Here is a 20,208-nt window from a genome sequence, read left to right as displayed (position 1 = left end):
ACCCGGCCCCCGCGCCCCGGTAGGCGGTCTTGCGGCTCTGGCAAGATGGCCGTCGTGGCCGACGACATGGACGAGGTGCTGGACGCGGTGGGGCCGCGGCTGCGGGCGCTGCGCCGCGACCGCGGCCTGACGCTGGCCGACCTCGCGGCGACGACCGGCGTGTCGGAGAGCACGTTGTCCCGGCTGGAGAGCGGGCAGCGCCGGGCGACGCTGGAGTTGCTGCTGCCGCTGGCCCGCGTCTACGACGTCCCGCTGGACGACCTGGTCGGCGCCCCGCCCACCGGAGACCCGCGCATCCATCTGCGGCCGATCACCCGGTTCGGGATGACCTTCGTGCCGCTGTCCCGGCGGCCGGGCGGGGTGCACGCGTTCAAGATGATCATTCCGGCCCGGCCGCGGCCGCTCGACCCGACCCCGCAGACCCACGAGGGCTTCGAATGGCTCTACGTGCTCAGCGGTCGCCTGCGGCTCGTGGTCGGCGAGCGCGACCTGACGCTGCCGTCCGGTGAGGCGGCCGAGTTCGACACGTCCGTGCCTCACTGGCTGGGCAGCGCCGACGGCGGCGCGGTCGAGTTGCTCATCCTGTTCGGCCTGCAAGGGGTGCGCTCGCACGTACGGCCCGGCGCCGGGTCCCGCTGAGGAGCGTACGCGGCATCTTACCCCGGGGGGTATATTGGCCGTGGAGGTGGATCTGATGGACATGAACGCGGCCGTCCTGGCCGAGGCGCTCACCCGGCTCAAGCGGGCCCACGGCCAGCTCGGCGGGGTCATCGGCATGATCGAGAACGGCGACGACTGCGAACGGGTGCTGACCCAGCTCGCGGCGGTGTCCAAGGCGCTGGACCGGGCCGGATTCAAGATCATTTCTACGGGTCTCCAGCAGTGCCAGGCGGCCCGCGAACGCGGCGAGGAGCCGCCCATCACGCCGGAGCGGCTGGAGAAGTTGTTCCTGGCCCTGTCCTGAGACCGGCGGGGGGCGACGTGCCCATGTCTTTGCCCTGCATATACCCCCTCCGGGTATTAGCGTCAGAGCACCCCCGCGACCGGAGACCGACACCGACCACACGAAGGCGGCGAAGACGATGAGCACGATCCACATCGAGGTGGTGGCGACCTCGTCCCTGGGCGACCGCAGCTATCTCGCCCACGACGGACAGGTCGCCCTGGTCGTCGACCCGCAGCGCGACATCGACCGGATCCTCGCCCTGGCCGGGCGCCTCGGCGTGCGCGTCACCCACGTGGCCGAGACCCACCTGCACAACGACTACGTCTCGGGCGGCCTGGCCCTGGCCCGGCTGACCGGCGCCGAGTACCTGGTCGCCGCCGACGAGACCGTGGGCTTCGCCCGCCGGCCGATCGCCGACGGCGACGAGATCGCCCTGTCCGACACCATGAGCGTCAAGGCGGTGGCCACCCCGGGCCACACCTTCCACCACCTGTCGTACGTCCTCACCGGTCCCGGCGGTCCCGAAGGCGTCTTCACCGGCGGTTCCCTGCTCTTCGGCACGACCGGCCGTACCGACCTGCTCGGCGCCCAGCACGCCCACGCCCTGGCCCACAGCCAGCACACCTCCGCGCGCCGCCTGGCCGACCTGCTGCCCGACGGCGCCCAGGTCTGGCCCACCCACGGCTTCGGCAGCTTCTGCTCGGCGACGCAGTCCGACGCCCCGGCCTCCACCATCGGCCGCGAGCGGCAGGCCAACCCGGTGCTGCGACTGGAGGCCGACGACTTCGTCGCCCAGACCCTCGCCGGTCTCGACGCCTACCCCGCCTACTACGCCCACATGGGCCCCCGCAACGCCGAAGGCGCCGGGCCGATCGACCTCACCCCCGTACAGGCCGCCGACCCCGACCGGCTCAGGGAGCGGATCGCGGCCGGCGAGTGGGTGGTCGACCTGCGCTCCCGCAAGGCGTTCGCCACCCGCCACCTGACCGGCACTCTCAGCTTCGGCCTGGACGGCCCCATGGCGACCTGGCTCGCCTGGATGGCGCCCTGGGGCACGCCGATCACGCTCCTCGGCGAGGACGCCGACCAGGTCGCCGCCGCCCAGCGCGAACTGGCCCGCATCGGCATCGACCGCCCCGCGGCCACCGCGACCGGCTCCCCCGAGCAGTGGGCCGGCGGCCAGGAGGACCGGCTGGACGAGCTGCCGGTGGCCACGTTCGCCGACCTGGCCGCCGCCCGCGCCGGACGCGCGCCCGCGCACCTGCCCGCCCCGGACGTCGTCCTGGACGTGCGCATGACCAACGAATGGCGGGCCGGTCACGTCGAGGGCGCGACCCACATCCCCCTGCCCGACCTGCCGTCCCGCCTGGCCGACGTACCCGGCGGGACGGTGTGGACGCACTGCGGGTCCGGCTACCGGGCCGCCGCCGCCACCAGCCTGCTCGCCCGCGCCGGACGCCGCGTGGTGCACATCGACGACGCCTTCGCCGCCGCCGGCGACGCGGGCCTGACCATCACCGACGCCTGACCTGCGACGACTGCTGGAAGCCGGTGACCCGCCCCGGCTGATCGACGTACGCACCCCCGGCGAGTTCGACGCCGCCCACATCCCCGGCTCCCGCAACGTGCCGCTCGACCTGAGGCGCGCGCACGGGGACGTGCTGCGCGCCCACCTGGACGAGCGGGCGGTGCTCGTCTGCCACTCCGGCCGGCGGGCCGGCCAGGCCGGGCGCGTCCTCGCCGACGCCGGTCTGCCCGGTCTGCGTGTGCTGGCGGGTGGGATCAGCGCCTGGCAGGACGCCGGAGCCCCGCTGACCACCGGGAAGCCCCGCTGGGCCCTGGAACGCCAGGTGCGGCTGGTGGCCGGCTCTATCATGCTCGGCTCGGTGCTGACCAGCGCGCGCCTTCCGCGGGCCAAGTGGGTCGCCGCGGGCATCGGCGCCGGGCTCACGTACGCCGCCCTGTCGAACACCTGCGCCATGGGCATGCTGCTGTCCAGGCTCCCCTGCAACCGCGGCCCCCGCACCGACCTCACCACCGCGCTGGACGCCCTGGCCACCGGCGGGCGATGACCGTACCGGATGCCTGGTCGCGGTGAAGGCGGCCCCTGAGGGGGGCGATGGCGTCGCCCCCTCAGGCGTGCAGAGAATCCAGCAGGCGGGACAGGGCCGCCTGGGTGTCGGCCAGGTCGCCGGGGGCCGACTGCGCCAGCCACAGCGCGGCCTCGTTCATCGCCCCCGACAGCAGGCGGGCCAGCGGCGCGACCGGCTGGGCGGGGATGCGGCCGTCCGTGACGAGGACGGTCAGGGCCTCGGTGAGGTGCCGGACGCTGGTGGCCTCGTCGATCGCGCGCCACTCGTTCCAGCCGAGCACCGCGGGGCCGTCGATGAGCATGATCCGCCGCACCCGCGGATCGGCCCCGGCCGCGACGAAGGCCGCGCATCCCGCCTTGAGCTGCGCCCACGGGTCGTCCTGCGCGTCGGCCGCCGCGGCCACCCGGTCGGCCACCTCGCGCTGCACCTGTTCCAGTACGGCCCGGAACAGGTCGGTCTTGCCGCTGAAGTGGTGATAGAGCGCGCCTTTGGTGACGCCGGACTCGCTGACGATCTCCGCCAGCCCCACCCCCGCGTACCCGCGGGTCGCGAACAGCCGCCGCGCCGTGTCGAGCAACGTGCGCCGCGTGCGTTCCTTCTGCTCCGTCCTGGTCACTGCACCCCTCTTTGACATACCGACGGTATCCCAACTAGCGTACGCCCACATACCGTTGGTACGTGAAAAGGAGGAGCGCATGGAGCTGAGCAGCGTGTACCCGGTGGTGTGCACGGCCGATGTCGCCGCGTCGAAGGACTTCTACGTCCGCCTGTTCGGATACGAGGTGACCTTCGAGGCCGACTGGTACGTGAGCCTGCGCCGCGGGCCGTACGAGCTCGCCCTGCTCGACCATCAGCACCCGACGCTGCCCGCCGCCTACCGCCGGCCGGTCGCGGGGCTTCTGATCAACTTCGAGGTCGCCGACGTGGACGCCGAATGGGAGCGGCTGGTCGTCCGCGAGGGGCTGACGCCGGAGCTGACGTTGCGCGACGAACCCTTCGGCCAGCGCCACTTCATCGTCGCCGACCCCGGCGGCGTGCTCGTGGACGTGATCACGCCGATCCCGCCGTCGCAGGAGTACGCGGCGCAGTTCGCCGCCCAGTAGAGCCGGCCGCGAGCGCCCACCCTCGGGGGCAGGCCGGCGTGCTTCCCGCCGCCCGGACGCGGAACGCCTCCGGGCGGCCCTCGCGGCTGCCGGCTACTGGCCCAGCATGCCCCTGAACAGCTCACGGACTCCCAGCCGGATGTCCTTCTCGGTCGGCTCGGGCCCGGCCCCGGCCAGGGCGTCGAACATCACACCTTCCAGGAACGCCACCGCCTGCTGGCCATGCCGGGCCGGATCCGGCGAGCCGAGTGCGGTGAACATCGCCATCACCGGATCGCGCAGCCGACGGCTCACCGCGTCGTAGAGTTCACGCAGTCCCGGGTGCCGCGTGGCCTCCATCGCCAGCTCGTAACGGGCGATGCTCTGGCGGCGCTCGGACGTGAGCCGGGTGTGAAGCGTCCTGGCGGTCATCGCGGCGAACACGTCGAGCACCGCCGCCGCGGCCATCCCCTCCAGCGCCATCGGCTCCGCGCCGAACCCGAACGCCGCCGTGTCGAGTTCGGCGAGCCGTTCCAAGGCCAGCTCCAGCAGCGCCAGCCGGGTTCGGGCCACGTTGGAGGCCGACCCCGGAGCGAGGCCGGCCGCCTCGTCCACCGTGCGGTGGGTCAGGCCGTGGACGCCGCCGTCGGCCAGCACGGTGATGGCCGTATCCGCGACAAGTGCGGCACGTTGCGATTTCATGGCCCGGCTCCCTTTGTGATACTACGATCATAGTAAATCAAACTACGTCCGTAGTAAGGAGATGTCATGGGACACGCTGTGGTGATCGGGGCCGGGATCGGCGGGCTGGCGGCCGCGGTGGCGCTCCAGCAGCGAGGATGGGAGGTGACGTCCCTTGAGCGCGCGCCGTCCATCGAACCCGTGGGCTCGGGGCTGTCCGTCTTCGCCAACGCCCTCAAGGCACTGAGTGTGCTCGGCGTCGACGACCAGGTGAGGGCGTTGTCGGCGATCCGCGGTGTCGGAGGCGTACGGCGCGCCACCAGCGGACGCTGGCTGGTGCACATGAACGAAGAGGCCGCCGCCCAGCACGGCGACCCGGTGGTCCTCCTGCGCCGCGCCGACCTGGTGGAGGCGCTGGCGGCACGCCTCAAGCCAGGCACGATCCGGCTGAACACCACGGTGACCGGCGCCGATCCCGACACCGGCCGCGTGACCTTCCGGACCGGCCAGGAAGGACAGGACAACGGGCCGGGCGGAACGGGTGAGGTGACAGGCGATCTCGTGGTCGCCGCCGACGGAATCCATTCACCCATCCGGACAGCCCTGTTCCCCGGCCACCCGGAACCTCGCTACGCCGGCATCACCGCCTGGCGCATGCTCGTCCCCGGTCACGGCGTGCCGGGCCAGACCTTCGAGACGTGGGGCAGCGGCAAGGTCTTCGGCTACATGGCGCTCGCCGACGGGCTGGCCTACTGCTACGGCACCGACGCCGTTCCCGCCGGCGGCGGCGGGGGCGACCAGCGGGAGGAACTGCTACGGCTGTTCGGCGGCTGGCACGACCCCATCCCCGCCCTCGTGGCCGCCACTCCGCCGGCGAACATCATCAGGAACGATGTCTACTACCTGCCGACCCCGCTGCCCGCCATGCATCGGGGCAGAATCGCGGTGCTCGGCGACGCGGCCCACGCCATGACGCCCAACATGGGCCAGGGCGCCTGCCAGGCGATCGAGGACGCCGTCGTACTGGCCCATGTCGCGGGTCAGGAGCACGGCCTGGCCGCCTACACCGCCGCCCGGCTGGCGCGTACCGCCAAGGTGGTGGCCCGGTCCGCCGCGATCTGCCGCGTCATACGCTGGCGCAACCCGCTCGCCGTGCGGCTGCGCGATCTCGGCGTGGCGACGACCTGGCGATTCGCTCCACACCTCCTGACCGGCCCGCTGGACGACCTCCTGACCTGGACCCCGCCCACCGACGACGACAGCTACGGCGGCGGACTGCAGACTGTGATCAACCATTGATCTCTACCGCATACGGGAGAAGACGGATGAAGCTCGCCTGCTCGGACTACACCTTCCCACTTCTCGACCACGAGACTGCCTGTGCCCTCATCGCGAGCCTCGGCTTCGCCGGGATCAACATCGGCGTGTGGGGCTCGACCACCCAGCTGCGGGCCGACGAGGTCGCGGCCGCCCCGAGCACCCACGGGCGCCAGGTGGCCGAGCGGCTCGCCCGCCACGGCCTGCTGCCCGCCGACGTGTTCCTGATGGCCGACCCGGACTTCTCGGTCCTGGCTGTGAACCATCCGGACCCCGAGGAGCGGGCCCGCTCCAGGGAGCGCTTCCAGCGGTGGATCGAGTTCGCCGACGCCGTGGGGGCGAGCGGGCTGACGATCCTGCCCGGCCTCGACTTCGACGGTGTCGCCCACGAGGACTCGCTCTCCCGGGCGGCGGAGGATCTGGCCGTACGCGTCCAGGCGGCGCGGGAGGCCGGGCTGGAGGTCTCGGCGGAGCCGCACGCCGGCTCGATCGTCGCCGCTCCCGACGACACCCGGCGTCTGGCCGAGCTCTGCCCGGGCCTCGGGCTGACCCTGGACCACTCGCACTTCGTCATGCAGGGGTACGCCGTACCCGAGCTGGACCCGGTGTTCGGTCGGGTCCGGAACCTGCACGCCCGGGGAGCCCGGCCGGGCCGCCTCCAGGTCGGGATGAAGGAGAACGAGATCGACTACGAGCACGTCGTGGGCGGCCTGCGGGACGCCGGCTTCGACGGGTTCCTGATCACCGAGTACATGTGGATCGACCAGGCCCGCTGCGACGAGTGCGACACCCTGTCGGAGACGATCCTGATGCGCGACAGGCTGCTCGCCGCCGCAGCCTGACCCCGGGGCTCCCCCACCACTACTTGACGCCGACCGTCCAGTACTTGATACTCGGCGTCAAGTAGTCCGGAGGTGGGCATGGGCGAGGAGCTCCCGTCCTGGGGAGAGCTGGCTGCGCAGTTGATCGGTCTGGTGGAGGTCCGCCTGCTCGATCCGCTGGAGATCCTTCTGGAGTCGCACTCGGACCTGTCCCGGGTGCGCGGCAGGGTGGTCGAACGGGCGGGTGCGTGGGCCCTGGCCCTGCTGGGCGAGGACGAGGTCCTGGCCCGGCACACCGCGATCCGGCTGGTGATCACCCTGTATCCCGGCGACGGGGGCTTCGACCCGCCACCGGGCTGGTGGCAGACCCCGCTGGGTCAGGTCATGGTCCGCAGGGTCGGGCATCCGGCGGCGGAGTCCGTGTCGTACGCGGTGGCGGGCGCGATGCTCGGCATCACCCGGCAGGGGGTCCACGACCTGGTCACCCGGGGCAAGCTCGACCGGCACGAAAACGGGGGCGTGACCACCGCCTCCGTGCAGCGACGTATCACTTCGTCCGCCGGGCGGGACACCCGCCCGCGCGTCTCACGAGAAGAGGCCATCGGTGAGCCAGGAGAATGAGCCCGCCGCCGTCGCGGGACGCTTCCAGCCGGCCGCGAACCTGAGCGTCAACAGGATCGGCTACGGCGCCATGCAGCTTCCCGGACCGATGATCTGGGGCCCGCCCGCCGACGAGGACGCGGCGCTCGCGGTGCTGCGCCGGGCGGTGGAGCTGGGCGTCGACCACATCGACACCAGTGAGGCCTACGGCCCGCACGTGGCCAACGAGCTGATCCGCAAGGCGCTCCACCCCTACCCCGGGCACCTGGTGATCGCGACCAAGGTCGGCGTCGTCCGCGACGAGTTCAAGACCTTCAACGCCGAGGCAACTCCCGAGGGCCTGCGCGACCAGGTCGAGGAGAACCTGTCGACGCTCGGCGCGGCCCGCCTCGACCTGGTGTACCTGCGGGTCGGCGGCGACGGCATGATGTTCCCGGCCGAGACGCCCTTCGAGGAGTCGTTCGGCGCGCTCGTCCGGCTCCGGGAGCGGGGCCTGATCCGCGACCTGGGGCTGAGCGGGGTCACCGTGGCGCAGTTGGAGAAGGCCCGTGAGATGGCCCCGGTGACGTCCGTGCAGAACCGTTTCCACCTGCTCGACCGGGCCGCCCATGACGTCCTGCGGTACTGCGAGCGGAACGGCATCGCGTTCGTGCCGTACTTCCCGCTGGCGGCGGGGATGCTGAACCCGGGCATCGACAGGTCCCTGCTCCCGCCGGGGATGGGGATGTCGGACGCCCAGGAGTCCTCCCTTGACGCGATCGCGGCCAGGCACGGCGCCACCCGCTCCCAGGTCGCGCTGGCGTGGCTGCTCGCGCTCTCCCCGGCGACCCTCCTGATCCCGGGCACCAGGTCGATCGCCCATCTTGAGGAGAACATCGGCGCGGGGACCGTCCGGCTCACCGACGACGACATCGCCGAGCTGGACAAGTTCGCCTCCTGAGCGGTGGCGACCGCGCGGCCGTGACCAGGGCGGAGTCAGCGCGCCATCACGCCGGGATGCGCGGCCTCGAACGCGGCGAGCCCGTCGGCGGTGAGCCTCAGATGAAGGCCACCGGCGACGTCCACCATCAGAGGCTCGCCCTTGCCGTAGAAGACAAGGGAGACATCCAGCTCAAGGTAGGTGTTGTCGTGCTGTTCCTCCAGGAAGTTGCGTTCGACGATGTTGGCGTTCCGCGACGCGGCCTCGTCCGCCGTCTTCGTGCTGCCGCCGACGCCGCCGAAGCCGAGGCTCCCGTCCTGCGAGCCGCCGGACCCGCCCGCTCGGGCCGCCACGCCCCGGCCCTGCTCCTGGCCGTGCCCGACCGTGCTCATGGTCTGGGCGTAGACACGCTGCTTGACCAGCGCGGTGGCGATCTCACGCGCTCCGGTGACGTCGATGCCCACCCTGCCGATCCCCGGGAGCTCGTACTCGTGCGCGAGCAACTGCTCCAGATGGGCGCGCATGGTCCGTTCCTTGGTGGCTTCGGCGAGTGACATGCCGGCCGGGCGGGAGAGCTCGAATCCGTCGGGCCGGTCGGCCAGGGACGGGACCTCGCCCCGGAGTCTCGGCGGTACCGCGCTCACCGGCGCCCATTGCTCGACGAGCGTGGCGGCCGGGAACGCGACCTGGCTGACGTCCCCCTTGGGAACACCGCCGCCCAGGGTGGCGGACATGGAGTTGGGCCCCACCGGGTCCGCCCAGCGCGGATCCGCGGCGACGACCGGCGTACGCCCCGCGACCGGCGTGCCCTGCGGCACCTCCGTGGTGAGGTGGCCCGGCACCAGGAGGCCGACCTCGCCGTCCGCGACCGCCCGGGACGTCGAGGTGACCCCGGTATGCCGGTCGAACAGCCTCCCGGCGCCGTCGTGCCCGGTCACCTCGCCCACCTTGAGCAGCACGTTGCGGGCCACGTTCTGCACGGGCTCCAGGAGCGGGCGGACCGGGACGTGTTCGAGCGTGATCTCGAACCTGACCGGGTGCTTGAACTCCTGCGGGGCCTCGCGCGTCTGGAAGCGGTTGATCTCCTTCGCGATCGTGCCCCGCCCGTCCACGGTGTGGGAGTCGCGGTTGTTCGCGATCCCCGCCTCGGCTCCCCTGAGCTCGCCGTCCGAGGACTCCATGTAACGCGCGATCGCCTCCGCGCCGCGGTCCGTTCCCGCCTCGCGCACGCTCAGGTCGCCGCTCAGGCGCTCGTTGCGCAGCATGAGGGCGGCGTCAGGACGCTCACCGACGTGTACGCCCTTGCCGACCTCGGCCGTGACCCGGATGCCCACGCGTTCGATGACCCGGTGGTTCTCGTCCGTGATGAACAACCAGGAGGACACGCCGTTCCCGCGAAGTTCGCCCAGCTTGGTGCCGAGCGCACCCTGGCTGTAGTTGCCGCGCAGGTGTTCGGCCACCGGATGGTTCGTGAACTCCTGGCCGGGCGGGATGAGGCCGTCGCGGCGGAGCAGCCCCACGATCTCCGGCAGCACGGCCTGCGCGTCGAGGTGCTGGACGAAGGCGGTGTTCAACGCCGCCTCGGGCGCCACGTAGACCCGCGTCGTGTCCCCGGCCCGCCCGGCGGGCTCCACCGCCTCCGGGCCGTCGAGCCCGTGACGGCGTGCCACCTCGTCGGGAAGCACGAGGTCCATGATCTCCTCCACCCGGACGTACGTGGTCGGGCCCTGTTCGACCGTTCCTCCGCTGGTCCTGCTGGGGGTGACCTCCAGGACCAGGTCCGCGCGGTACCAGTGGGAGGTGCTGCCGTCGGAGTAGGTGACCCGGGACACGTCGCTGCTGCCCAGATAGGAGCTCTCCACGGCACTGCGTTTCGCGGCGCCGTGCACCCCCGCTCGCGCCACGATCTTGCGCTCGGTTCCGCCGGCTTCCCCGGCTCCGTGCGGGGTTCCCGCGGCCTCGCCGTCGCTGAGGGTGACGCGCAGGCCGGTCCTGACGTGCCCGCCGACGCCACGCCTGCTGCGTTCGCCGTCCAGCGACCTGGAGTTGCTGCTGGAGTAGCTCTCGTGCTCCACCCCGGTCTCCGACTTGACGTGCCTCACCCCGGCCACGTGGGCCTTCACGTGCACGTCGTGCCGCGATCCTGAGCGGTCCGACACGGTGTAGTGCAGGCCGTCGGGATGAGACGTGATCATGGTTTCCAGGTTGATCACGTCGGTGGCGGTCTCGAACACCGGCGGCACGTCCAGCCGCTCCGCGGGCGCCCGCAGTCCCGCCGACCGGTGGTAGACCTCGGCCAGCGTCGAGGGCAGGTCGGGCATGGCCCCCATCCGGACGATGGCCGACAACTCGTCGGCACCGGGCCGCCACAGGTCTGCGGGCCGCTCGGCCGACGACTCGATGCGTCCCAGACGCGCGACGTCCTGGGCGAGCACCGGCCGCTGCGGCAGGTGGACGTCCGGAACGAGGACCTCCGCCCTGCTGCCGTGCACCTCCCACGAGGTGTTCAGCGTCTCCGTGCCGTCCCGCGAGATCCTCATCCTGACGTCGAAGGAGAGATCCCGCGTGATGGTGAAGCCACCGCCGGTCTCCGTACGGTCGTATCTCGTGTGACCCGAGGAGAAGCCGGTGCTGTCCGACTTCGTGCCGCTCCCGGTGAGGGACAGGTTCAGCGGGTCGATCTTGAGTCGTTCGTTCACGTCGAGGCGCGCGACGCCACGCACCTCCGCCCGGCCCGTGCGGGAGCTCTCCCGCTGGCTGGTGTCGGTACGCGAGGTGATCCGGCGCTCGTTGACCGTCAGGTCGGACGCGCCGACCTCGTGCCGCTTGCCCAGCGTGCCCTCGGCCAGGATCTCGACGGTGTAGCCGCCGATCGTCTTGTCGTACCTGATGCCGTGGAGGGCGTGCGTCAGGTCGGCTTCCAGTGCGGCGATGCCGAAGCGGGCCTCGACGTCCCGCATGATCTGCCGTCCGATCTCCGGCGGGAGGCCGAGCAGCGCCTGGTCGACGGCCTGGCGGATCTGCGTGCTGAGCAGCGTCTCGCCATGGACGCGGACGCCGCTGCCTAGGCCCGTCCCCCGGCCGGCCGCGAGCGTCTCCGGCTCCAGGACGTGCGGGTCGTAGCCGCGGTTCGGGTGCTCGCCCCTGGCCGGGTACTCGCCGACCGGTTCGCTCCGTGCGAACTCCGCCCGTACGTCGTCCATCTCCCGGTGGAGGTCGGCGAGCTTGCGCTGGATGTCGTTGAACTCTCCCAGCGGGCGCAGGTCGTGCCCGAAGACGTCCTGTTCCATCCGGGACGCGTCGCGGGTCGGGACGATCAGCTCGGCGTTCACCTCCACCTCGAAGCTGCCGAGCCTTTCGGTCTCGACCTGCAGCCGCATGCGGGCGTCGTACATGGTGACGTCGCCGCGCCTGGTCAGGACGGTGTGGTTGCCGTGCGCCCTGTTGGTGGACGTGACATGGTCCGTCCCGTAACCGAGCCCGCCGACGGCTCTGGCGACGACCTCCGCGCGCTCACCCAGCGGCAACCCGATCTTGCCGCCCGCGTGGACGCCGACGCTCGCTCCCTGCCGGCGCGACGTGCCCTCACTCTCGCGCCGCCCGAGGTCGTCCCGGAACATCGTCTCGACCGGCGCGCGCCCGCTTCCGTCGATCGGCTCGACCCGCGTGATCTCGCCGGCGATCCTGACGGAGTCCTCCTCCGACCGCAGCAGGGACGTCTTGTACCGGATCGCCTCGGAGGAGACCCCGCTCGACAACATCGACTGGCTGCGGTTCTTCATCCCCTGCTCGCTGAGCAGGCTGGAGGTGAGATGGTCGGTGATCCTGACCACCTCGCCCGCGGGCAGCCCCGCCGCCAGTCCCCGGCGCTGCACCTCCAGTACGAGAGGCGTGACGTCCAGTCCGGTGATGGCGATCCCGTGGTCACGGAACCTGTGCCCGGCCCCTTCCGGCACCTCGTGGCGAGGGAGCGGCGACGGGTGGTCGGCGCTCAGCAGCGGCCCTTCCCGGGTGAACTGCTTGGGGAAGGGGATGGTCAGCGACAGGTCGGGGACCGCCGCGGTCTGTGTGACCTTCTCGCCGTCACGGTAGATGTCGAGGGCGATGTCCGTGGCGAAGTAGTCATGGGCCGGGGAGATGGCCTTGTGCCCGCTGATGACCTCGGTGCCGTTCGTGTGGGTCGTCCGTACCGTGTTGCTGATGCCCGAACGGGGCAAGGCGTTCGCCTCGGCCTCGTCCGGCGACTGGTAGAGCCCCTTCATCAGCCCCGCGGTCCGATCCAGTGAGGTGCCCCGCGAGGACTTGCCCTCCACGCCGTCCCCGCCGAAGGCGACCGGCTTCTCCGGGGCCAGACTCGGCTGCTCCACGTGCGTGAACTCGCTCGGCCTGAGCTTGAGGTAGATCACCTTGTCCCCGACGCCGAGCGCCACGCCTCTTTGGAGGTGGTTGGTCCATACGTCGCGGTCGCCGCTGGACAGCGCCTCGGTCAGCCAGAGGCGGATCACGGCTCGTTCCCGCGGAACGATGCCCGTGATGCCGGCGGTCATGGCGTGAGCCGTCGCCCTCGGATCCACCGGCACCCTGACGTCGTGCACGGCGGTCTCGCCCAGGGCGCCGATCTCGACGACGCGAGGCGGATGGATCTCGGGCTTCGGCAGCCCCGCGTCGGCGGACGCCAGCTGGGACGTCAGCCCTTGGAGCACGTCGGAGGGAAAATCGGGGCTGTGCCAGGCGGGCGACTGGATGGTCTGCCGGTTGTGGTTCACCGCCGCCTGGACCGCGTCCGCGCCGGTCCTTGGCCCGTGCCCGGGACCTCCGTCCGGGCCGGAAGGCGGACGGCCGGACGAAGAGGACGAGTGGGGCGCGGACGGGCCGTCGGCGCCGTGCGTCAGAGGCGAGGCCAGGTGTTGCCCGTCCGCGCCGAGCGCGCTGGACGTGATGCCCTTGGCCAGCAGGTCCCAGCTGAAGTTGCCCTGGAAGATCATGGTGCCGGCCGTCGTGATCCCGCCGGCCAGGGCGAACTGCCCGGCCTGGCCGTACAACGAGGAGTGGGCCGCCGCCAGCAGCTTCTCGGCCGTGGACATCTCGGCCCTGGTCAGACCGGCCCGCAGCGTGGGGGTGGCCAGGCTGCTCAGCCCGCCCGAGGCCAGTCCCATGAGACCGCCCATGGCGGCGCCGCTCACCACCGAGATCGCGAGCTGACGGAGATCGATGTCGTCCCTGCGGCCCTGCAGCATCTGCGCGCCCTGGATGCCCAGGTCCATGCCGGTCACGATCCCGGCGAACAGCAGCATGTTGCGCCGGCACTGCCTGGCGAACTGCCCGACCGTCAGCCGGGCGAGCTGCAGCCGCGGTGGGATGAGCGCCAGACTCGCCCCACCGCTGGCCAGGGCCGCGGCCAGCAGATATCCCAGTTGCACGATCAGCAGCCAGACGGTGACCTCGATCATGTACTTGGTGTACTGGATCTGCACGCCCACGCCGTTGAGCGCCACCGCGGTGTCCACGAGCCGCTTGACCGCGAGAGCGATCTGACCGCCCGCCACCTTGCCGACATGGGCGGCGAAGGCGAGATGGGCCTCCCCGTCCCAGTCCTTGCCGATCCTGCGCGCGCTGCCCGGCAGGTCGGCGCCCGTGCCCTCGACGAGCCGGTGTGCGGCGATCACGCAGGCGTCGGCCAGCCGGAAGCAGCCGGTCTCGTCCCCCTCCGGCCAGTCCATGCCGACCACCCAGCCGATGTACGGCTTGGCGAACTCGGGCACGAGGAACCCGTCGAACCCCATGGACGATCAGTTCCGCGTGACGGGAGGAGGGTATTCCGCCGCCTTGTAGTTACGGGCGCTCGTGCTCAGCCCCGTGGCGACGTCCTCGAGCTCGTCGATGTACTTCGTCAGGACGTCGAAGATGCCGCGCTCCATCTCGGGCAGCTTCTTGGCCAGCTCCGCGCCGTACTCGTCGTCGCCGAGCGTGTTCCTGTCCCGGTTGAAGGCGGCGCGGAGGTCGGCGCACACCTGCTCCACGTTCCCCGCGAACAGCTCGTACGTCCTGGCTTCCCGGTACAGCGCCTCCCGCCGCACGTAGTAGCCGCTCACGGGGCCGGCTCCACCGGGCTGGGGAAGAACGCGTCGAGCGTGGCCCGCTCCCCGAAGACCTCCTCGTACGGCACGCCGTCCGGCATGAGGGGGTTCAGCAGCTGCCTGCTCTGCTCGGAGACGGCGGCGGTGGCCTCGTTGGCCTGCCGCATGATGGCTTCGGCCAGCTGGGTGGGAGACAGGCTGCGATATGCCCGGGGGTTCAGCTCGACGCCGCGCAACTGGCCGTGGCGGCCGACGGTCACGCTCACCATTCCGTCCGCCGACCGTGCGGTGTGCTCCAGGGCGGAGAGCTCTCCGAACGCTTCACGTACGCGGGCCACCTGCTGGTTGATCTCGCCCGCGAGCGCGCTGACTTCCGCCTCGAACGCATCCGCCACAAAAAACACCTTTCACCCGCCTAATACCGAAAGGCATCATACGTCACCTTTTTTCACAGAATTTGAGGGTGTCAGCATCGTTTGCCTACTGTTAACAAAACTGTCATGAGACGACCGAGTAACGTCCTTCTCTGCGGGGCGCGGCACCCAGCAACCCTGGGCGCGACGTGCCCCTGTCATCGGGTGAGTTCCTCCGCGGCTGCGGGTTCGACCGTGGGAGCCGGCCGGTTCTTCATGGTCAGGGCCAGGAGGATGGCGCCCGCGGTGAACACCGCTGCGACCGTGAAGGCCGCGGTGACTCCCTCGGTGAGGATCTGATGGGCCGGTCCACGCGAAGCGCGCGTGGCTGCGCCGAACACCGTGACGAGGACGGCCAGCCCCAGCGCGCCACCGATCTGCTGCATGACATTGAGCAGGCCGGAGGCGGCACCGGCATCCTCGGCCCGGATCCCGGAGGACAGCACGGTGGTGGCTCCCACCAGCAAGACGCCCATGCCAAGACCCGCCGTCATCATCGGGCCGAGCAGCGCGGTGGCGTAGTCGGACTGAGGCGTCATCCGCGTCATCCAGAGCAGGGCCAGGCTGATCGCCCCGGCGCCGACGCCGATCAGCGTCTTGGCACCCAGACGCGACAGCAGCCGGGCCGCCACGCCGGAGGAGACCAGGATCACGAGGGCCAGCGGCACGAAGGCGAATCCCGCCTGCAGAGGGCTGTACCCGCGGACCTGCTGCAGGAACTGGGTGAGAAAGAAGAACATGCCGTTGCCCGCGGCCAGGACGAACAGCAGCACGACATAGCCGCCGGCGCGGTTGCGGTCAGCGAACAGCCGCAGCGGGACGATCGGCTGCCGGGCACGGGACTCGACGGCCACGAACAGGACCAGCAGGACGGCCGCCACGCCGAGCGCGCCGAGCGCGACCACGTCACCGAAGCCCTGCTCGGCGGCGCGGATGAAGCCGTAGACGAGGATGGACATGCCGAGTGTCGAGGTCAGCGAACCCGCCAGGTCGAATCGGCCCGGGTGGCGATCGGTCTCGGCGATGAACAGCGGGGCCAGGATCAGCAGGACGACGCCGATCGGCACGTTGACGAACAGCACCCACCGCCAGGAGATCCAGTCGGTGAGCATGCCACCGGCGATGAGGCCGATCGCGGCGCCGGAGCCGGAAACCGCCGCATAGGCCCCCAGCGCCCGAGCCCTGCGTGCGGATTCCGGGAAGCCTACGGTGATGAGGGCGAGCACGGTTGGCGCGGCGATCGCGGCGCCGACCCCCTGACCGGCACGGGCCGCCAGCAGCGTCCCGGCCGAGGTGGCCAACCCTCCGGCCAGCGAGGCGACGGTGAAGATGATCACCCCGCCGATGAGCGCCCGCCGTTGGCCGACGATGTCGCCCACGCGACCGCCGAGCAGCAGCAGACCGCCGAAGGCCAGCATGTAGGCATTGAGCACCCAGGACAGGCCGGCCGCGGAGAAGCCGAGGTCGCGCTGGATGTCGGGAAGGGCGATGTTCACCACGTTGGTGTCCAGGATGAACATCGTCTGGCAGATCAGCACGATGGCGAGCACCAGGCCGGGGTGGCGCTGGGAGCGGGTGGCGCCGGCGGGCGCGGGTCCCGCTGTCGCCACGTGCGTGCTCTGTTCGGTCATGGCACTCCTCAGGATGGTACGCAACAAAGCGAGGAAGCTCCTCGTTTTCTGATGGGCTAAGATATGAGGAGGTTCCTCGTTTTGGCAACTGGGTGGAGGGTTCCCCGTGGTGGCTCGATCGACGCAGGCCCGGCCCGCAGGGCGCAAGGATGCGCGACGCAATTACGAGCGGCTCTTGACGACCGCCCGGACGGCCTTCGCCGAGCACGGCGTCGGCGCCTCCTTGAACGACATCGCGCGCACCGCCGGCGTCGGCAACGTGACCCTCTACCGGCACTTCCCGACCCGCCAGGCGCTCCTGGAGGCATTGCTGGGCGAAAGCCTGCGTGGCCTGAAGGCCCGCTCGGACGAACTGCTCGCCTCCCCGTCCCCGCACCAGGCCCTGGCCACCTGGATGACGGCCGCGGTCGAGCACGCCATGGCCTATCGCGGCCTGGTCGACGCCCTCGTCAACAGCCTCGCCGACCCCACGTCCGAACTCCACGCCACCTGCCAAGCCGTCAAGGCCGCCGGGGCGCAACTACTGACCAGAGCCCAGCACGCAGGGACGATCCGACCTGATATTGACGCTTCCGCCCTTTTCTCCCTGATCGCTTCAGCAGCCTGGGCGGCGGAGCGGACCCCCGCATATCGTGATCAGCTTCTGGCCGTCATGATCGACGGGCTCCGCCGCCGGACGGATGAGCCGATGTGAACCTGCCGGTCCGACGAGGGGGTTGGCGCGAGAGCCGGGCTTCGATCATCTTCCCGGTCTCACCGTCGATCTTGAAATCGCGGCACGTGCTCCGCGCCGGCCCACCGGACGAGGCCCCTTGCCATGCACCCGGCACCGCATCGTCGGCACCCGCGATCGAGACGACCGCAGCGAGTACGGTCTCACCATGACTGCGGGCTTACGTCCCTCTCCACGCGAGGTAGTCGCCCAAGTGGTCGCAGAGCTCGCCACCGACATCGACGGGATCCGGCGCTACTTCCAGCTCCCCGACCCGCCCATGCAACTGACGGCCCCCCAGTCACCTCGGCACCGGCGCCGGCCACGAGCGCGGCCGAGGAGTGGATCGTCCAGGGCTACGCGCCGGCTGAAGCGGTCACAGCCGGGCTGTGGTCGTCAGGGTGACAGCGGTCAGTGCGGCGAGCAGGGCCCAGGCGGGGGCGAAGCTGCCGGTCAGGTCCGTGAGCAGGCCGAGCAAGGGTGGCGCCAGGATGACCGCCACCTGGTTGACGGCCATGGCCAGGCCGAGGGCGAATCCGGTGTGGTCCGGCGGCGCCGATTCGACTGCAGCAGGCCCAGTTGGGTCGTGTTCAGCTCCAGGTCTCGTCGCAGGTGGACGCTCATCGCGCCGATGCCCTGCACGAAGAACGAGGCCGCGGCCTGAGTGAACGTCGCGACACCCAGAATGACCCAGCGGTATCGCGACGTCTTCACGGCTTCCAGCACAACAGAGGATCAGGGTGGTCGGCGAAGCCGAGCTGCCGGTAGAGCGGTTCCGCCTCGCGGGAGGCGGTGAGGTCGACCCGTACGGCGTCGCGGTCGCGGAACCAGCCGAGCAGACCGAGCATGATCGCCCGGCTGTGCCCACGCCGCCGGTACGACGGGTCGGTGACCATGCCGATGACGTGGCCGATCCTCCCGTTGCGGGAATGGGGACCGGGGAACCACTGCTCGATCGTGCCGATGCCGCAAGCGGCCAGGCCGGTGTCGCCGTCCACGACCAGGATCTGGCAGTCGGGTTCGGTCAGCTTCTGTTTGAGAACCCGTGCGAGCGTGTCACGCCAGTCGTCACCGGCGTTCGCGGGGTTGAAGAAGTCGCCGCCAAGGTCGCCGAAGAGCAGTGACCGGAGGCGGACGAGCTCCGGAATGTCAGCTTCTGTTGCTGTTCGCGTCATGACGTACAGGCTGATGTAATGGGCTTGTGCACCTCAACCCTTACGGCGCGGACGTGGTGAACTTCGCCGCGGAACTGGCGAACCGCCCACCGGCGAGCGCCCATGAGCTCGCCGACCGCTGCCGCACGGCCGGCCTGGTGCTGGAACGCCCCGTCCAACCGTCGGATCTCGACCAGACCCTCGCCGTCATCGACGCCTGGACGAAGATCGTCGACGCCCCGGGCGAGCGCGAGAAGGCCGGCCTGGTCAACGAGATGCTGGCCCGGTCGGCCGCCTATCCCCGGCTGACCGACCACGCTCATGGCTGGCACCTGCACTATCGCGACGACCTTCAGCCGCTCGGCGCGGTGCTGTTCGCGCTGATCTCCGTGGGCACGGCGCTGCACCTCGTGAGCCGGGGCATGGACCGGCTCGGACGGTGTGCCGCCGCCGATTGCGAGATGATCTTCGCGGACACCTCACGCACCGCCCGGCAACGTTACTGCTCCCAGCCGTGCGCCAACAGGGACGCGGTACGCCGCCACCGCGCCCGGCAGTCCACGCCCGGCACCTGACCGGCCGGCAGGCGACGGCGGCTGATGATGTCGCCCCGCCGGTCGCGGCCTTGTTCCAGGACGCTGCCGTCGCGGCCGCCTCCGCGGCCCATCCAGCCGCTCCTGGCGCGGGCCCGCGTCAGGGGTGGGCGTGGCGGTTGAGGCCGAGGGTGGCTATGAGGTCCTCGTGGAGTTCGAACCAGACGCGGTGGCAGGAGTCGACGTCGCTGCCGTCGACCCAGGAGCCCTCCCCGCCCCGGACGCGCGCCAGGGCCGCGGCGAAGCGGGTGTCGTAGCCGCCGAACCGGGCGAGCACGCCGGTCAGCCGTTCGGCGAGCGGGGCGAGCGCGCGGCCGACGACGGTGAGCTCGTGGAGGATCCGGGCGTCCCAGGCGGGGTCGGAGTGGTCGTTGACGGCGAGCCGGTCGCGGCCGTCGGGCCGGAGTTGCCAGTCGGTGCAGGCACGCAGCAGCAGGGCGTTCAGCGGGAGGAACTCGCCGTAGACCTCGCGGACGACCTCCGCGCCGCCGGCGAGATCGAGCTCGGCGGCGAGCCGGCGCTCGTCCTCGGCCTTGCCCGCCTCGCTCAGCGACCAGCCCCCCGTGCCGGCGAACTCGCTGCGCGTCACCCAGCCGCACGCCTGGGCGTCGAGCAGTTCCTCGCGGGTCTCGGCCGCGCCGAGCCCGTACCGCCGGGCGATCACCGGGGTGTCGGCGTAGCCGGTGACACGTACGGCATGCAGGACCAGGAGGTCCTGCGGTGAGTTCCGGGTCATGAGCCCGCCTCCTGCCGCGTCGTCAGGCGGGTGTAGTGCTGCTGGCACGCCTGCGGCGAGTTGAACCCCATGGCCTGCGCCATCTGCGCCCAGGTCAGCCCCGCGCTCCGGGCCGTGAACAGCAGGGCCGACTCGATCGCCTCGACCTCGGCGCGCGCGGCGGGCAGGAAGGCGAGCGCGCTCAGGATGTCCTCCGGTTCGAGGACGGCGCCGCGCCAGAGGGCGAAACGCGCCAGGTCGACCGCCGACGGCGGCACGGGCGGTGGTTGCCACGGACGGGGTTCGAGAGCGTCCGCGCCCAGGTCCAGCAGGCGGCGGCGGGCCGCCGCCTCGCGTTGGGCCTGGAGTTGGTCGGCGTTCGTGGTGTCGGAGAGGTCGTGGTTGCGTGGCATGCAGGACATGATTCACAATCGGCGGAACATCGTCAACATTT

General features: G+C 71.2%; 21 protein-coding genes. 11 read left to right on the top strand and 10 right to left on the bottom strand.

What is annotated here, in order from left to right; genetic code table 11:
* The first annotated feature begins 45 nt into the window (after positions 1-45).
* The 4 genes from DMB42_RS12590 (at position 46) to DMB42_RS12575 (ending at position 3,018) form a co-directional block, all read left to right on the top strand.
* Positions 46-639 (top strand): helix-turn-helix domain-containing protein, encoded by a 594-nt coding sequence (locus DMB42_RS12590; protein ID WP_125633997.1) that lies wholly within the window; start codon positions 46-48, stop codon positions 637-639.
* A gap of 55 nt (positions 640-694) precedes the next feature.
* Positions 695-964 (top strand): metal-sensitive transcriptional regulator, encoded by a 270-nt coding sequence (locus tag DMB42_RS12585; protein WP_125633994.1) that lies wholly within the window; start codon positions 695-697, stop codon positions 962-964.
* Positions 965-1,082: 118 nt separating this feature from the next.
* Entirely contained in the window at positions 1,083-2,474 is a 1,392-nt protein-coding gene (locus DMB42_RS12580) for a rhodanese-like domain-containing protein (protein ID WP_125633992.1), read from the top strand.
* Between the two features lies 1 nt (position 2,475).
* On the top strand, positions 2,476-3,018 hold the full coding sequence (locus tag DMB42_RS12575) for a rhodanese-like domain-containing protein (protein WP_125633990.1): 543 nt from the start codon (positions 2,476-2,478) through the stop codon (positions 3,016-3,018).
* Positions 3,019-3,079: 61 nt separating this feature from the next.
* Here DMB42_RS12575 and DMB42_RS12570 read toward each other — a convergent pair whose 3' ends face one another.
* Entirely contained in the window at positions 3,080-3,673 is a 594-nt protein-coding gene (locus DMB42_RS12570) for a TetR/AcrR family transcriptional regulator (protein ID WP_125633988.1), read from the bottom strand.
* Positions 3,674-3,734: 61 nt separating this feature from the next.
* Here DMB42_RS12570 and DMB42_RS12565 point away from each other — a divergent pair, with 61 nt between their 5' ends.
* Complete coding sequence (locus DMB42_RS12565) at positions 3,735-4,142, top strand: VOC family protein (RefSeq protein ID WP_125633986.1); 408 nt, start codon at positions 3,735-3,737, stop codon at positions 4,140-4,142.
* Between the two features lie 93 nt (positions 4,143-4,235).
* Here the strand turns inward: DMB42_RS12565 and DMB42_RS12560 are convergent, their stop codons facing one another.
* Entirely contained in the window at positions 4,236-4,823 is a 588-nt protein-coding gene (locus tag DMB42_RS12560; RefSeq protein ID WP_125633984.1) for a TetR/AcrR family transcriptional regulator, read from the bottom strand.
* Between the two features lie 66 nt (positions 4,824-4,889).
* Between DMB42_RS12560 and DMB42_RS12555 the strand changes: the two genes are divergently transcribed.
* The 4 genes from DMB42_RS12555 (at position 4,890) to DMB42_RS12540 (ending at position 8,480) form a co-directional block, all read left to right on the top strand.
* Positions 4,890-6,101, top strand: coding sequence for an FAD-dependent monooxygenase (locus DMB42_RS12555; RefSeq protein ID WP_125633982.1), 1,212 nt, complete (start codon positions 4,890-4,892; stop codon positions 6,099-6,101).
* Between the two features lie 26 nt (positions 6,102-6,127).
* Positions 6,128-6,961 carry a sugar phosphate isomerase/epimerase gene (locus DMB42_RS12550; protein ID WP_125633981.1) on the top strand — a complete coding sequence of 278 codons (834 nt, stop codon included), beginning with the start codon at positions 6,128-6,130 and terminating at the stop codon, positions 6,959-6,961.
* A gap of 78 nt (positions 6,962-7,039) precedes the next feature.
* Positions 7,040-7,561 carry a hypothetical protein gene (locus DMB42_RS12545; RefSeq protein ID WP_125633979.1) on the top strand — a complete coding sequence of 174 codons (522 nt, stop codon included), beginning with the start codon at positions 7,040-7,042 and terminating at the stop codon, positions 7,559-7,561.
* The gene (locus DMB42_RS12540; protein ID WP_260477654.1) at positions 7,545-8,480 is read left to right on the top strand and encodes an oxidoreductase; all 936 of its coding nucleotides are present in this window, start codon (positions 7,545-7,547) and stop codon (positions 8,478-8,480) included. Before DMB42_RS12545 ends, DMB42_RS12540 begins: the two co-directional genes overlap by 17 nt.
* Positions 8,481-8,515: 35 nt before the next feature.
* Here the strand turns inward: DMB42_RS12540 and DMB42_RS12535 are convergent, their stop codons facing one another.
* The 4 genes from DMB42_RS12535 to DMB42_RS12520 form a co-directional block, all read right to left on the bottom strand.
* Positions 8,516-14,242 (bottom strand): hypothetical protein, encoded by a 5,727-nt coding sequence (locus DMB42_RS12535; protein WP_125633977.1) that lies wholly within the window; start codon positions 14,240-14,242, stop codon positions 8,516-8,518.
* A 6-nt stretch (positions 14,243-14,248) separates the two neighbouring features.
* Positions 14,249-14,551: a hypothetical protein gene (locus tag DMB42_RS12530; protein WP_125633975.1), complete on the bottom strand. Its 303-nt coding sequence runs from the start codon at positions 14,549-14,551 to the stop codon at positions 14,249-14,251.
* Entirely contained in the window at positions 14,548-14,931 is a 384-nt protein-coding gene (locus DMB42_RS12525) for a YbaB/EbfC family nucleoid-associated protein (RefSeq protein WP_125633973.1), read from the bottom strand. Before DMB42_RS12525 ends, DMB42_RS12530 begins: the two co-directional genes overlap by 4 nt.
* A gap of 176 nt (positions 14,932-15,107) precedes the next feature.
* On the bottom strand, positions 15,108-16,580 hold the full coding sequence (locus DMB42_RS12520) for an MFS transporter (RefSeq protein ID WP_125633971.1): 1,473 nt from the start codon (positions 16,578-16,580) through the stop codon (positions 15,108-15,110).
* A 106-nt stretch (positions 16,581-16,686) separates the two neighbouring features.
* Between DMB42_RS12520 and DMB42_RS12515 the strand changes: the two genes are divergently transcribed.
* Positions 16,687-17,274 (top strand): TetR/AcrR family transcriptional regulator, encoded by a 588-nt coding sequence (locus tag DMB42_RS12515; RefSeq protein WP_125633969.1) that lies wholly within the window; start codon positions 16,687-16,689, stop codon positions 17,272-17,274.
* Between the two features lie 394 nt (positions 17,275-17,668).
* Here DMB42_RS12515 and DMB42_RS12510 read toward each other — a convergent pair whose 3' ends face one another.
* The gene (locus DMB42_RS12510; protein WP_221762115.1) at positions 17,669-17,809 is read right to left on the bottom strand and encodes a hypothetical protein; all 141 of its coding nucleotides are present in this window, start codon (positions 17,807-17,809) and stop codon (positions 17,669-17,671) included.
* Positions 17,810-18,002: 193 nt separating this feature from the next.
* Entirely contained in the window at positions 18,003-18,467 is a 465-nt protein-coding gene (locus DMB42_RS12505; protein ID WP_125633967.1) for a GNAT family N-acetyltransferase, read from the bottom strand.
* Between the two features lie 26 nt (positions 18,468-18,493).
* On the opposite strand from DMB42_RS12505, the gene DMB42_RS12500 reads away from it, so the two are divergent.
* Positions 18,494-19,021, top strand: coding sequence for a CGNR zinc finger domain-containing protein (locus DMB42_RS12500; protein WP_125633965.1), 528 nt, complete (start codon positions 18,494-18,496; stop codon positions 19,019-19,021).
* A 118-nt stretch (positions 19,022-19,139) separates the two neighbouring features.
* On the opposite strand, the gene DMB42_RS12495 is transcribed toward DMB42_RS12500, so the two are convergent.
* Positions 19,140-19,775 carry a transcriptional regulator gene (locus tag DMB42_RS12495; protein ID WP_125633963.1) on the bottom strand — a complete coding sequence of 212 codons (636 nt, stop codon included), beginning with the start codon at positions 19,773-19,775 and terminating at the stop codon, positions 19,140-19,142.
* Positions 19,772-20,167, bottom strand: a complete 396-nt coding sequence (locus DMB42_RS12490) for a DNA-binding protein (protein WP_125633961.1) — start codon at positions 20,165-20,167, stop codon at positions 19,772-19,774. Before DMB42_RS12490 ends, DMB42_RS12495 begins: the two co-directional genes overlap by 4 nt.
* Positions 20,168-20,208: the final 41 nt, after the last annotated feature.

This window comes from Nonomuraea sp. WAC 01424, from assembly GCF_003947315.1.
Lineage (GTDB): Bacteria > Actinomycetota > Actinomycetes > Streptosporangiales > Streptosporangiaceae > Nonomuraea > Nonomuraea spiralis.
This window is presented reverse-complemented; position numbering and strand designations above follow the sequence as displayed.